The sequence below is a fragment of the Actinoplanes sp. HUAS TT8 genome (assembly GCF_051380535.1).
Classification (GTDB): domain Bacteria; phylum Actinomycetota; class Actinomycetes; order Mycobacteriales; family Micromonosporaceae; genus Actinoplanes.
This window is the reverse complement of the sequence record NZ_CP195646.1, coordinates 6,921,646-6,935,164: the sequence shown is the minus strand read 5'-3', so window position 1 is coordinate 6,935,164 and position 13,519 is coordinate 6,921,646. Positions and strand designations below refer to the sequence as shown.

General features: G+C 72.5%; 10 protein-coding genes. 5 read left to right on the top strand and 5 right to left on the bottom strand.

Translation table 11 applies throughout. The features are described 5' to 3' along the window. Positions 1-91: 91 nt before the first annotated feature. From ACSHV8_RS30625 to ACSHV8_RS30615, 3 genes are all read right to left on the bottom strand, one after another. On the bottom strand, positions 92-745 hold the full coding sequence (locus ACSHV8_RS30625) for a hypothetical protein (protein WP_436521290.1): 654 nt from the start codon (positions 743-745) through the stop codon (positions 92-94). Between the two features lie 83 nt (positions 746-828). Further along, positions 829-1,626: a M15 family metallopeptidase gene (locus ACSHV8_RS30620; protein ID WP_436521288.1), complete on the bottom strand. Its 798-nt coding sequence runs from the start codon at positions 1,624-1,626 to the stop codon at positions 829-831. Positions 1,627-1,683: 57 nt separating this feature from the next. Next, entirely contained in the window at positions 1,684-2,316 is a 633-nt protein-coding gene (locus ACSHV8_RS30615; protein WP_436521286.1) for a hypothetical protein, read from the bottom strand. Between the two features lie 156 nt (positions 2,317-2,472). Between ACSHV8_RS30615 and ACSHV8_RS30610 the strand changes: the two genes are divergently transcribed. The 5 genes from ACSHV8_RS30610 (at position 2,473) to ACSHV8_RS30590 (ending at position 11,101) form a co-directional block, all read left to right on the top strand. After that, positions 2,473-7,653 carry a diguanylate cyclase gene (locus ACSHV8_RS30610; protein ID WP_436521284.1) on the top strand — a complete coding sequence of 1,727 codons (5,181 nt, stop codon included), beginning with the start codon at positions 2,473-2,475 and terminating at the stop codon, positions 7,651-7,653. A gap of 88 nt (positions 7,654-7,741) precedes the next feature. Beyond that, positions 7,742-8,146, top strand: coding sequence for a DUF2752 domain-containing protein (locus ACSHV8_RS30605; protein ID WP_436521282.1), 405 nt, complete (start codon positions 7,742-7,744; stop codon positions 8,144-8,146). 15 nt (positions 8,147-8,161) lie between these two features. After that, entirely contained in the window at positions 8,162-8,806 is a 645-nt protein-coding gene (locus tag ACSHV8_RS30600) for an RDD family protein (RefSeq protein ID WP_436521280.1), read from the top strand. A gap of 196 nt (positions 8,807-9,002) precedes the next feature. Beyond that, positions 9,003-10,163: a nitronate monooxygenase gene (locus ACSHV8_RS30595; RefSeq protein WP_436521278.1), complete on the top strand. Its 1,161-nt coding sequence runs from the start codon at positions 9,003-9,005 to the stop codon at positions 10,161-10,163. Positions 10,164-10,798: 635 nt separating this feature from the next. Continuing rightward, positions 10,799-11,101: a hypothetical protein gene (locus tag ACSHV8_RS30590; RefSeq protein ID WP_436521276.1), complete on the top strand. Its 303-nt coding sequence runs from the start codon at positions 10,799-10,801 to the stop codon at positions 11,099-11,101. Positions 11,102-11,526: 425 nt separating this feature from the next. Here ACSHV8_RS30590 and fahA read toward each other — a convergent pair whose 3' ends face one another. Together fahA and ACSHV8_RS30580 are read right to left on the bottom strand one after the other, a co-directional pair. Beyond that, positions 11,527-12,723, bottom strand: coding sequence for a fumarylacetoacetase (gene fahA / locus ACSHV8_RS30585; protein ID WP_436521274.1), 1,197 nt, complete (start codon positions 12,721-12,723; stop codon positions 11,527-11,529). Further along, positions 12,720-13,514 (bottom strand): hypothetical protein, encoded by a 795-nt coding sequence (locus ACSHV8_RS30580; RefSeq protein WP_436521272.1) that lies wholly within the window; start codon positions 13,512-13,514, stop codon positions 12,720-12,722. Before ACSHV8_RS30580 ends, fahA begins: the two co-directional genes overlap by 4 nt. Positions 13,515-13,519: the final 5 nt, after the last annotated feature.

Sequence of the window (13,519 nt, the reverse complement as noted above, 5' to 3'; positions counted from 1 at the left end):
ACCAACGCGTGGTTCTTCTCGGTGGCGCTGTGGCCGGCGGTCCGCTGACCGGGGAACTCCCGGCCCACATCCGGTTCGCCCAGGTCACTGCCTAACCCGCCGGGAACCGGTCCTTGACCCGGACAAGTTTGGCCGCGCTCCGGGAGACGAGCTCCACGAAAACGGCGACGTCGGCGGTGGCCGGATTCGTCATGTCGAAGAACGCGACCAGGTCACCCACGGCGACCGCGGCCGAGAGCTCGTGCGACGGGGGCATCGGGGTGACGTCGTCCGAGCCGCTGACCTGCCCGTTGATGACGGTGGCGAGGCCGGCCGCGGCGTCACCGAGCGCGGGCAGCGGCAGGCCGGTGTAGGACTTGTCGACGTCGTACATGCCGAGGTAGTCGTGCGGGCAGCGGACGGCCCGGTCGGCCAGGCCGCGGACGAACTCCCGGGCCGAGTGCGAGCCCGGCGCGGCCAGGGTGATCTCCACGCTGCGGATACTGTCGAGATCGTAGGACTGCTCGACCGCGGTCACCTCCGGCACCTCGGGACCGTTGCCGTCGTCGTCGTCACACGGCCGGCCGTACCCGAACTGCCTGGTCTCGGTCCGCGGCGGTCCGTCGAGGACGTAACCGGCCGGTACCTCGGCGGCGGTGAGCAGGGCACCCTGAAGTTGCTCGGCGGTGGGCGGGCCGGCCACGGCCGGGGTGCCGAAGGCCGCGATCAAGGCCGTGACCAGTCCGAACGTCGTGATTCGTCGCATGGCTCTCACGCTAGGGGCGGTGAGGCTCGCCCGGACGCGGTTGCCGATCGGGGCCGCCGGGCCCGGCGTGACGGTCGGGCCGGTCAGAGGTTGTTGGGGCTGAAGTGCATGTAGTCCTTCAGCGTGTTCCAGCGACCGCCCCAGGCGAATCCGTTGGTGGTGAAGGCCTTCTCGGCGCCGGACGGGTGGATCATGCCGGTGCGGTAGGGGGCGCGGGGGATCCAGGGTTCGCTGTGGGGTGGGTCGAGGTAGGTGCCGCGGATCATCGGGTTCTGGCGGGGGTTGATGTCGATGGCCAGGCCGTACGCGTGCTGGGACCACCTCGTCGTGCCGGCCACCGTGCGGCATTCGTAGCCGCCGGTCAGGACTGACTTGTCGGTGAGGCCGGGCATGTTCTGGGCGATCGGCTCCATCACCATGATCGGGAAGCGCCATTCGTAGAGGAGGGCGAACGCCTTCTGCGTGGCCGGGACGATGGTGCGGTTGACGATCAGGCTGCCGTCGTGGATGGCGCCGTCGAAGTCCATGTACTTGACCCAGACGCGCCGTAGTTCCGAGGCGGGCACGGGGCAGTTCGCGGCGGCCGGGGCGGGGGCCGGGGTGAGCGTCTCGGACCAGGTGCTCCAGGTCGGCCGGATCTGATGAGTGTCGGACAGGAGCAGGGCGCCGTCGGGCCGCAGGATGTCGTCCTCAAGGTTGTTCCAGGTTCGCAGGTCACGGACGGTGAGGTGATATTGCCGGGCGATCGCGGTGAGGGTGTCGCCGGGCCGGATGATGTGGGCCGCCGGGATCGGGGACGCGGGCGGGGTGGGCCGGGCCGACAGCGGGGATGCGACGAGTGGGGGCAGTGCGAGAAGCGCGGCGAGAAGGGGTTTCAGCACGCTTTTCAGGGTCGGGTCCGGAACGTCGGTGCCGCAGCCGAACGCCCGGACACCAACTCAGAAGAAGTCCGGGCCGGGGCCGGGCCCGTGGTGGTGCCCCATTCCCATGATCGAATCCAGGAGCAGCATCCCGCCGAGTGTGCCCGCGCCCGCGGCCAGGGCGGTCTTCCACCACGGGGTCGCGTACCAGCCGGCCGGCATCGGCATGCCGTCCCGGAATCCGCCCGGGTAGTAGTGCGGGGTTGCCGTGCTCGCTCGCGGGGCCACCCGGTATCCGCCGTAGAGGTCCTGCTCGGCGGTGACCACGCCGGCGCCGCGGGCCAGGTCCGGCGGCGGTAGTTCCGGGCCGGGGTCGAGGCCCATGGTGATCCGCGCGGCCCGCACGTAGGCCAGGCCTTCGAGCGCGGTCTCCCGGGCGAGACGGAACTGGGTCACGGTGCGGGCCTGGGCCAGCTGACCGCCGGCGGCCTGATGTCTTTCGGTCGCGTCGACGAGTGCCTGCCGGGCCAGTCCGCCGTCGTCGCGGAGGTTGACCAGTTGGCCGCCGAGCCGTTCGTACCAGCGGCCGGCGTCGGCGCGCGCGTCCGACAGCGCGGTGTCCTCCCGGACGGTCGCGCCGCGGCGCCCGCCGGCGGCCAGCAGGAGCGTCGCGCCGGCGCCGATCAGCAGAAGGAGAAGCAGAATCGTCATGCCTTCGATGCTCGGCACACCGCCTGTGCGGCGGCTAGGAGGAGAAAATCAAAATCCTTTCGACGTACGGGGTGGGAGCCCCGGCGGGAACGTTCAGGTTCCGGAGGAGCCGGTCGATCAGCAGGAGTGCAGACGGCTACGGAATGAGTGCTTTCGGTGACGGAAACCCCCCAGTCGCACCCCAGCAGCGCTGAGCTGACCGGTCTCGAGCTGGTCGACGAGCTCGGACGCGGCGCGTTCACCATGGTGCACCATGTACGGCGCGGCGACCGCGATTATGCGCTGAAGCGCCCGCTCGCCGACGCCGGTGAGCTGCCCGAGATCCGTACCGCCTTCCAGCGTGAGGCCGCCCTGCTGGCCTGCATCGACGACCCGGGCGTGGTCGGTGTGCACGCGGTCGGCGAGGTGGACGGTGTGCCCGGCCTGGTGCTGGAGCACCTGTCCGGCGGCGCCCTGTCCGAGCTGCTGGTCTACGGCGTCCTCGATCAGGAACGGTCGGTCGGGCTGGCCGCCCAGCTGGCCCGCGGCCTGGCCGCCGCGCACCGGGTCGGGCTGGTCCACCGGGACATCAAGCCGGACAACATCATGATCGACAAGGACGGCCGGGCCAAGCTGATCGACTTCGGTCTGGCCCAACTCGGGCGGGACGCCGGGGAGGACTCCGACCAGGCCGTCGGGACGTTCCTGTACACCTCGCCGGAGCAGTCCGGCATGCTGCGCCGGCCGGTCGACGGCCGCTCCGACCTGTACTCGCTCGGGGTGGTGCTCTTCGAGTGCCTGACCGGGCGGTTGCCGTTCGAGGCCGAGGACGTCGGGGAACTGCTGCGCCTGCACCTGGCGGCGCCCGTTCCCGACGTACGGGAAATGCGTCCTGATATCGATCCCGCGCTGGCCGCCGTGGTGCATCGACTCCTGGCCAAGGATCCGGACGACCGCTATCCGGACGCGGCCGGCCTGCTCGCCGCGCTGCGGCACTGCCCCGGCGGGGCGGCCGCCGAGGAGCCCGCGGCCAGTCGCTGGCCGCTGTGCGGGCGCGACGCCGAGGCCGACCGTCTGGCCCGGCGCTGGGAGCGGGCCCGGGCCGGCCTCGGTGGTGTCGTGCTGATCCACGGCACGCCCGGTTCCGGCCGGACCCGGCTGGCCGAGCAGGCCGCCGCCCTGGCCGCCGAGGACGGCTGCCCGGTGCTCTCGGGCACGTGCCGCCCGGACGAGCCGGCGCCGCTGGCCGTGCTCCGCGAGGCCGTGAGCGCGTCCATGGCGCGGATCCACCGGCTGCCCGCCGACGCCCGCGCGTACGCCGAGAAGAACATCGTCGAGGCGGCCACCGCGGCCGGTGTCGCCCAGGTCGTCAAGCTCTTCGGTGACCTCGGCCTGCTCGACGCGTCCGGTCAGGCCGCGGCCGGCGACGAGCACGTCTTCGGGGCCGGCGCGGTCTTCCTGGGCGAACTGGCCCGCCGCGCCGACGGCATGATCCTGGTCATCGACGACGCCCACCGGCTGGACTCGGCGACCCGGCAGCTGCTGGCCGCGCTCGCCCCCGACCTGCCCGCCCTGCCGCTGCTGGTGCTGCTCACCGACGTCGGCCCGGACGCCGCCGGCCCCGGCGAGGTGGACCTGGGCGTGCCCGGCACGCTGGAGCTGACCTGCACCCCGCTGCCGCCCGCGGTGGTGGCCGAGGTGGTCGCCTCCCGGCTGCCCGGCGCCCAGGTGCCGGCCGAGCTGGCCCGGCACGTCACGGTCCGCACCGACGGCACCCCGCTGGCCGTCGTCAGCTACCTGATGCGGCTGCTCGACGCCGGACTGCTCGGCCCGCTCTGGGGCACGTGGCGGCTGGACAGCGCCGGCGCCGACGCGCTGCCGTCCGCGGCCGGGGTCCGTGACCTGCTCGCGGCCCGGCTCGACGGCCTGTCCGTGCCGGTCCTGGACCTGCTGACCACGGCCGCGGTGGCCGGTGTCCGGTTCCGGCCGGAAGGGCTGCCCGGCGCGACCGAGGCGGCGACCCTGACCGCGCTCGCGGCCGGACTGGACCGGCACGTGCTGGAGGTGCGCCCGGGCGGCTGGTACGCGTTCGTCCACCCGCAACTGCGGGAGAACCTGCTCGACCGGCTCACCCCGGGCGAGCTGTGCCGGTGCAACGCGACGCTGGCCGCCGCCTACGACCGGCTGCCGGCCGAACTGCGGGACGAGGCCCACGCGTACACCCTCGCGCGTTACTACCAGGGTGCGGGCAACGCCGCCCCGGAAGCCGCCCGCCGCCGGGCCGCGGCCGACGCCGGTCTGCGCGCGCTGGCCGACCAGGCCCCGGCCGACGCGATCGGCTACCTGACCGACGCCGTCGAGGGCGACCCGGCGCCGGGCACCCGGCTGCTGCACCCGCTGGCCAAGGCGTACCTGCGGGCCGGCCGGTTCGACGAGGCCGACGCGATGCTGGAACGGGCGCTGGCCGGGGAACCGGACCGGCTGCTGCGAGCCCGGATGTTCATCACCCGCGTCGAGCTCGACCACACGCTCTGGAACGACACCCGGGCGCTGGAGACGGTCCAGGACGCGTTGCGCGAGCTGGGCCGTCCGCTGCCCGGCAACAGCCTGGCGCTCGTCGTGTCGACGCTCGGGTCGGCGTTCGCGGGCGGGGCGGTCCGCCGTACGCGAATCGGGTTCGGAAATGCCGAAGGCCGGCGGCGCGAAGCGCTCGCCGCGTTGACCGCCGTGCTGGACGCCGGGGGATACGCCGCCGCGATCGGGCTGAAGCTGAAAGAGGCCGGGGTCCTCGCGCTGCGGGCCATGTACGCGGTCAACCGCCTCGGCCCCAGCCCGGAGTACGCCCGCGTGTACGCCCTGGTCGGCTACGTCATGTCGCTGGCCAAACTGCGCGGCACCGGGGAACGCTGCCTGCGCCGGGCCACCGAGGTCGCGGCCGGGCTGGGCGATCCCGCGCTCATCGCCTACGTCGAGTGGATCCGCGGCTGCTCGAAACTGCTCGGCGGCTACGACGACGGCACCGCCTGGGAGAAGGCGATCACCCAGCACGCCCGTTGGTACGAGCCGGCCCAGCTGGTCCCCGGCCACGCCTCCCAGGGGCTGCGGCAGCTGCTGCGCGGCTACCCGGCCGACGCCACCCGCGAGTACGAGCGCGGCCTGCGCGGCGTCGCCGACCCGAAGATGGCCTACGGCACGTCACTGGCCATGCTCGGCGCGATGATCCCGGCCTACCAGGGCCGGTTCGGCGAGGCCGCGACCGCCCTCAAGCAACTGCGCGAGGCGTTCCCGCCCGGCACCGGCACCCGCGTGCAGCGCGCCAACATCCTCACCGCCAACGCCAGCGTCCTGCTCGAACAGGGCGAGGTCGGCGAGCCGTTCGACGCCGTCATGAAGGAGTTCACCGAGCTCGGTTTCCGCCACCGGGACCTGATGGCCCAGCACAAGTGGATCCTGGTGTTCTACGCGCACTCCCGGCTCATCCGGCTGCGCTACAGCAGCGACGAGGACCGGGCCGCGCGGCTGGCCGAGACCGTCCAGGCGATCCGGGACCTGGGCCGGGCCGGGGGCACCCCGCTGATCAAACTCTCGTACGCGATGTGCCAGGCCTCGCTCTGCCAGCTCACCGGCGACCACGAGCGCGGCATCCGGCTGGCCGACGAGGCCGAGAAGCAGGCCCGCGTCCTGGACGCCCCGATGGCCCAGTACGAGCTGCACCGCATCCGGGCCCGCGCGATGCGCGCGCTCGGGCAGAGCCACGAGGCCGACCGGCAGGCCCGGGCGGCGCTCGGCCTGGCCGTCTTCCACGGCTGGGAGCAGCGGCGACGGCAGACCCGCACCGAGTTCGGGGTCGACGAGGGGGCGAGCACGCATCGGCGTACCGTCGCCGAGCGCCGCGGCTCCGGCAACGGCCGCAACCGCCGGCTGGAAGCCCTGCAGCAGGTCAGCACCGCGGCCGCCACGGTCCTCGACCCGCAACAGCTTGCCCAGGTCGCGCTCGACGAGATGCTGCGCATCCTGGGCGCCGAACGGGCGCTGTTCTTCCTGCTCGACGAGGCCGGCGAGCCGGTCCGGTTCGCCGGGCGCGACGCCCAGGGCGACCTCACCGACACCATCGACTACGGCGCCACCCTGGTCCGCCGGGTCGCCGAGTCCGGCGAGGCGGTCGTGGTCACCGGCACCGAGCAGGGCGCCGCGCTCGGCTCCCGCAGCGCCGTCGTGCACGGCCTGCGCAGCATCCTGATCGCGCCCGTACAGTTCAAGGGCCGCCTGGTCGGCGTCGTCTACCTGGACAGCCGCCTGGCCCGGGGCATCTTCACCGACGACGACGTCGAGGTGCTGACCGCGGTCAGCAGCCACGTGGCGATCTCCCTGGAGACCGCCCGGGCGGCCCAGCTGCACCTGGCCGTGCAGGCCGCGCAACAGCAGCAGGCCCTGGCCGAGATGCTGCGGGCCAGCCTGGCCGAGCTGACCGGGATCCTGGAACCGGACCGGCTGCTGCGCCGGCTCGGCAGCACCCTGCGCGGCTCACTCGGGGCCACCTCCGGCTGCCTGGTGACCCCGGACGGCGAGGTCCTGGAACCGGCCGAGCTGGCCGGGCTGCGCCTGACCGACGACGAGGTCGCCCTGCTCGCCGGCCTGACCGAACCGGCCCTGCTCGACCCGGCGAGCACCGGCAAGCTGCGCGAACGCCTGCTCGCGGGCGACCCGGCGGCGCTGGCCGTGCCGCTCGACGGCCGCGACGGGCGGGCCGGGCTGGCGCTGCTCGGGGGCACTGCGCTCGACGACACCAGCCGGCAGGTGGCGGCCGCGCTCTCCTCGCAGGGCATGACCGCCTACGACAACGCGCGCCTGTTCAGCCGGGTGCAGGAGCTGGCCACCACCGACGAACTGACCGGGCAGCACAACCGGCGGCACTTCTACGCCGTCGCCGGGGCGCTGGTCCAGGCCGCGGCCCGCAACGGGCGTCCGCTCGCGGCGGCCATGCTGGACATCGACAAATTCAAGAACGTCAACGATACGTACGGCCATGGTGTCGGCGACGAGGTGATCCGCACCGTGGCCCGGCGCATCCGGGCCGTCCTGCGGCACTCCGACGTGCTCGGCCGCTACGGCGGCGAGGAGTTCGCGATCGTCCTGCCCGACCACGAGGGTGAGGCCACCGTGCTCGCCGAACGGGTCCGCGTCGCTGTCGGAGGAGAGCCGATCCCCACCCAGGCGGGCCCGCTCCCGATTACCATCAGCATCGGCCTGACTCGATTGGGTGACGACGACACCGCGCTGGACGATCTTCTCGCTCGGGCCGATCACGCCCTGTACCGGGCAAAGGAGGCGGGCCGCAACCGCGTCATGGCCGACTGAGGAGAGAAGTGCTGGTGAACAGGGTCGCCAGGCATCGACGTCGCCCCTTATCATCGGTGCGCCCTTCCCTTGATCACGAGGTGTGCCGTTGCGAGTCTTCTCCGTCCCGGAACGGATAGGTGGCTTCGGCGTGCTCGTGGCCGGGGCCGCCGCGCTGTGGCCCGCCTTCACGACCCGTACCGGTGTAGGTGTCCCCTGCATGTTGCGGACGTTGACCGGCGTGCCGTGCCCGGGCTGCGGTCTGACCACCGCGGCCGTCGCGCTGGTGCGCGGCGATCTCGGAGCGGCGTTCCAGGCCAACCCCGTGATCTTCGGTCTGGCCGCCCTCGCGGTCGCGGTCGGGCCGCTGGTGGCATTACGCGCCACCGGTGTGCTGGCTCCCCCGAAGCCTTTCTCGCCTGCCGGGCGCCGGCGGACGGGGTGGCTGGCCGGACTACTGGCCGCGGCAAGCTGGGCCTTCCAACTGCACCGGCTCGGCGTGAGCTGGGCCTGAATAAAGGACTTCGAGATGACATATCCTCCGCCCGGCGACCCGTACGGTCAGCAGCCGCCCTACGGCCAGGGTGACCAGCCGCAGCAGCCCTACGGCCAGCAGCCCCAGCAGCCCTACGGGCAGCCGCAGCAGCCGTACGGTCAGCAGCCGCCGCCCTACGGCCAGCAGCCGCCCGGTTACGGTCAGCCCGGATACGGTCAGCAGCCGCCCTACGGCGGTGCGCCCGGCTACGGCCAGCCGGGCGTCTCCGGCTACGCCAGCTGGCTCCAGCGCGTCGGCGCGTACCTGATCGACGGCTTCGCCGTGGCGCCGATCACCATCATCGGCGAGATCATCGGCCGGGACACCGACCCGGTGACCGGCCTGCCGACGTACAACGGGCTGTACTGGATCTTCGCCCTGATCGCGTTCGTCGTGTCCGGCTACAACCGGTGGTACCAGGCCGGCAAGACCGGGCAGAGCTGGGGCAAGAAGGCGCTCGGCATCCGCCTGGTGAACGCCAACACCGGCCAGCCCATCGGCGGTGGCTTCGCGTTCCTGCGTGACCTCGCGCACATCGTCGACGGCATCATCTGCCTCATCGGCTACCTGTTCCCGCTCTGGGACGCCAAGAAGCAGACGCTGGCCGACAAGATCGTCAGCACGGTCGTCGTCAAGTAACAACGACACCTCGGGGGCCTCGCCCGGCGATCACGCCGGGCGGGGCCCTCTGTCGTGCGCGCGGTAGGCGGGCAGCGTGCGGTCGTGCGGGCGGTAGGTCGGCGGTGTGCGGTCGTGCGGGCGGTAGGTCGGCGGTGTGCGGTCGTGCGGGCGGTAGGTCGGCGGTGTGCGGTCGTGCGGGCGGTAGGTTGGCGGTATGCGGGAGCTGCTGCGGCCGGTCGTCGTCGCGCCGATGGCCGGCGGGCCCACCACGCCGGAACTCGTCATCGCCGCCGGCCGGGCCGGCGCACTCGGCTTCCTCGCCGCCGGCTACAAAACCCCGGAAGCCGTCGAGGTCGAGGTCCGCTCGGTGCGGGCTTTCCCCTTCCCGTACGGCCTGAACATCTTCGTCCCGATGCCGCCGCTCACCGACCCGGCCGCCGTGGAACGCTACCGGGAAGTGCTGCGCCCCGAAGCCGAACGCTACGAGGTCGAACTGCCACCGGTCCGGGCCACCGACGACGACCACTTCACGGCCAAGGTCGAACTCGCCGTGGCCCATCGGGTGCCGCTGGTCAGCTTCACGTTCGGCGTACCACCGGCCGAGGTCGTGCGCGCGCTGCAGGCCGCGGGAACGGCAGTGCTGATCACCGTGACCAGCGGCGACGAGGCCCGCCGGGCGCTGGCCGTGGCGCCGGACGGGTTGATCACCCAGGGCGGGGGAGCGGGCGGGCACTCGTCCACGTTCAGCCCGGACACTTATCGCGGAGAACGCGACACGGCCGAGGTGCTGGCCGAGGTCCTGTCCGTCACCGACCGCCCTGTCGTCGCCGCGGGCGGTGCCGTGCCCGCGGGCAGCGCCGTCGCCGCGGGCAGCGCGGTTCCCGTGGGCAGTGTCGTTCCCGTGGGCGGCGCCGTCCCCGCGTTGCTGGCGGCGGGCGCGGCGGCGGTCCAGTGCGGGACAGCGTTCCTGCTGGCCGACGAGGCCGGAACCCGCCCCGCCCAGCGCGCCGCAATGCTCGCGGCCACCTCACCGTCCTCACCGTCCTCGGCTCTCCCGCCTCCCTCGTCTCGCCCGGCGGATTCGGCGCGCTCGGCTCGCTCAGGGGACCCGGCGCTCTCGGCCGAGGGCCGCGGGACGGTGGTGACCCGCGCGTTCACCGGCCAGCCGGCGCGGGCGTTGCGGAACCGCTTCGTGGACACGTATTCGGCGGTGGCGCCGGTCGGCTACCCGGCGATCCACCACCTGACGGCCCCGATCCGGGCGGCGGCGGCTCGTGCAGGCGACGCGGAAGCGCTGAACCTGTGGGCCGGCGTCGGCTACGCGTCGGCCCGCCCGGCACCGGTCGCGGCCCTGATCGACGACCTCCAGAGCTGAACCCGGCTCCCGACCGGCGTCGTCCGGCCGCTTTGGTGCCGGCGCTCTGTCGCTTCCTCAGGGCCGCCGGCCGCACCGTGCGAGATGTTCAGGGCGGGTCGAAAAATTGTCAACATTAACGACCGTTAATACTTCACAGGTTGTTCTCGTCCCTGCGCGACATTGGGTCATATTCTCGGTGTAGGTTCGTTTCTGGGATTCAGGTCGGCCGGGTGAAGAACCATCCGGTCGGCCGCCCGATCGCGTGCGGGAGATCCCCGCGGCGCAATTGGTGAAAAGGACTCACGAAAATGCGCAGTATGCTCCTCGCGGGCATCATCCCGGCCGTGCTCATCCCCGGCGTCGCCCAGGCCGCGCCCGTCCCGGCCGGCGCGTCCGCCGGGACAGAGGCGGCAGTCAGTGTCAGGGCAGCTGCCGGGCCGGGGGCGGTGCCCGATGCTGCGTCTCCCGTCGGCGCGGGGGTGCCTGCCGGGCTGAGCGACGTGACCAGCGCAGGAGCGTCAGCCGGGTCGGCGGCGATGGCCGGTGCCGGGGCGCCTGCCGGGCTAAATGGCGTGAGCAGCGCAGGAGTGTCAGCCGGGTCGGCGGCGACAGCCGGTGCCGGGGCGCCTGCCGGGTCGGTGACGGTGACCGGTGTGCTCGGAACCTACGGGGTCGGGCGGGCGGCGGTGATCGGCACCGGTGGTGAGGCGGCTGGGGTCTGGGTGGACGCCTCGACCCGGTCCGGGTTCGCCGGTGACGACCTGGTGATCACCTATACGCCGAGGTTTGTGCAGGCGGCGAGGGAGCGGGTGGTCTACACCGCGCTGTACAACCAGGTTGCGTATCCGCAGGCTGAGTGCGACCGGGTCGGAGCTGACGGCGTGGCCATGCGCGTCTGGGTCTCCTATCGGTGCCGCACCGGCGTGGCGCCCAACTACACGCTGCTGGTCCGGTGATCCCCTTCGACGGGCCCGACGACCTGCCGTGGCCATCTGTGATCAACACCGATCCGATGACCAGTAGAAGGTCGAACCCGGGCCCTGGCCGGCTGGCAAACACTAGCCGCCGCGAGGCTGCGTTTTCCTTGGCCGGATCTGACCGTATCGGGGCTTCGATGTCGACGCGGAATCGGCTTTATGATGAGGGCCGCGAATAGATCTCGGAAACAATAACTTTGCTGGGGGTGGGCCCGGTTTCCGTCGCCTTTTTGAGGTGGCGGGAACCGGGCTCTAGCTTATCTCCGGTATTTGCGGTCGACCACTTCTGCGGCCCCTATTTTGAGGCGGGGTTCGATGGGGGCCAGAAGCGGCCGGCTGGGGTGAGGAGCGGTGCCGGCGAAGGGGTGGATGAGGGGCAGCGGGGGCGAGCGACTAGGGGCAGATCAGGCCGAGGGCGCGGGCCGGACCCGCCCGACCACCTCACCGAACGAGATCCGCCCGCCGTCCACCGCCAGCGCCGTGGCCGTGATGGTGACCTCGTCGCCGTCCTCGAGGAAAGTGCGGGTCGAGCCGTCCGGCAGGGCCAGCGGCTCCGCCCCGTTCCAGGACAGTTCGATCAGGGAGCCCCGCTCGGACGGGTCCGGGCCGCTCACGGTTCCGGAGGCGAACAGGTCGCCGGTGCGCAGCGAAGCGCCGTTCACCGTCATGTGCGCCAGCTGCTGGGCCGCGGTCCAGTACATGCCGCGGAACGGCGGTCGGCTCACGGCCGTACCGTTCAGGCGGACTTCGAGGGAAAGGTCCAGGGCCCACGGCTCGTCGCCGTCCTCCAGGTACGGCAGCAGCGGCTCGTCGCGGACCGGGGGCTTGGTGCGCGCGGCGGTCAGGGCGGCCAGCGGGACCACCCACGGGGACACCGACGTCAGGAACGACTTGCCCAGGAACGGGCCGAGCGGCACGTACTCCCACGCCTGCAGGTCCCGCGCCGACCAGTCGTTGACCAGGCAGACTCCGAAGACGTACGCGGAGAAATCGTGCACCGGCACGGGCGTCCCGAGGGTCGAGGGCACGCCGACGACGAATCCGACCTCGGCTTCGATGTCGAGTCGCCGGGACGGGCCGAATCGCGGGCCGTCGTCGGTGCGGTACTGGCCCTGCGGGCGGACCACGGGTGTCCCCGACGGTTGTACCGTTCCGGCCCGGCCGTGGTAGCCGATCGGCAGGTGTTTCCAGTTCGGGGTGAGTGCGGGCGATCCGGGCCGGAACATCCGCCCGAGGTTTTCCGCGTGGTCCCGTGAGCTGTAGAAGTCGACGTAGTCGGCGACCTCGAACGGCATCCGCAGGCTCACCGAGTCCCGCGGCAGCAGATGCGGGGTGACCCGCTCCTGATGGGCCGGATCGGTCAGCCAGGCGGTGATCATGGATCGCAACGACGCCCACGACTCGGGGCCCTGGGCCATGAACGCGTTGAGCGTCCCGGTCGCGTGCACCGGATCCCCGGTCAGCCCGGCCAGATCCAGCACGTGATCACCGATCGCCACCCCCGTCCGCGGCCGATCCGGGCCGGAGGCCGAGGTGAAGATGCCGTACGGCAGGTTGGTGATCCCGAATCCCGTGGATTCGGGCAGGTCGAGCCAGGTCATGCTGTGATTCTCTCCGGGAGCAGGCCGAGACGGACGAGGTCGTGGACGGGTTCGGCGACGTCGCACGTGCCGAACGAGGTGAAGATCGAGCGGGCGCGGGCGGCGTCCGACGGTGACCAGCCGCGCAGGTCGGCGGCGATCGCCGCGGTGTCGGTGCGTCGCAGCGGGGCCTCGGACGGGTCGAGGGCGGCCAGCAGCACGTTGAGGAACCCGTGGTGATCGAAACCGGTCGCCGGGTCGGTGTGCCGGACCGCGTTGTGCAGGCCCGCCGTGCACTTGAACGGGATGTCCCGTTCGACGCAGGCCCGGATGGTCGCGGCCAGTTCGGCGGGCGGCGGGAACAGGTCGGCGCGGACGCCGCCGGTGCGGAGTTTCGCGCGGCAGCCGGTGTGGGCGAGCGCGTCGAGGACCTCGTCGCGCCGGTCGGTGCGGGGGATCTCGACAGCGCGCGGGATGTCCGGGGGCAGGGTCGCGGCCAATGTCCGTACGGCAAATCGGGTTTGATCTGCATCAACCGTGACCGATGTCTCGACCGCGACCAATCGCAGGCCCGGGTTGTCGGCGATCCGGCCGGCGGCGGCCGGCAGGTCGGCGGGGGCGGCGATCAGCGTGATGTCCAGCGGCGGCCGGTCGGGATCGAGATGCGGATCGATCTCGGCCAAGCGGGCGGCCGGGATGACGAACGGTCCGAGCAGCTCGCCGTGGGCCGCGGAGAGTGCGCGGCGATGGGCGGGCACGGCGGCGGCCATGGGCGCGTTCCCGGGCGGGAAGAGCGCCGCATCGTCGAACATATGCG

Coding starts and splice junctions, on each gene's coding strand:
- ACSHV8_RS30600 (WP_436521280.1), top strand. CDS start 8,162: ATGACATATCCTCCGCCCGGCGACCCGTACGGTCAGCAGCCGCCCTAC.
- fahA (WP_436521274.1), bottom strand. CDS start 12,723: ATGACCTGGCTCGACCTGCCCGAATCCACGGGATTCGGGATCACCAAC.
- ACSHV8_RS30580 (WP_436521272.1), bottom strand. CDS start 13,514: ATGTTCGACGATGCGGCGCTCTTCCCGCCCGGGAACGCGCCCATGGCC.
- ACSHV8_RS30615 (WP_436521286.1), bottom strand. CDS start 2,316: ATGACGATTCTGCTTCTCCTTCTGCTGATCGGCGCCGGCGCGACGCTC.
- ACSHV8_RS30625 (WP_436521290.1), bottom strand. CDS start 745: ATGCGACGAATCACGACGTTCGGACTGGTCACGGCCTTGATCGCGGCC.
- ACSHV8_RS30595 (WP_436521278.1), top strand. CDS start 9,003: ATGCGGGAGCTGCTGCGGCCGGTCGTCGTCGCGCCGATGGCCGGCGGG.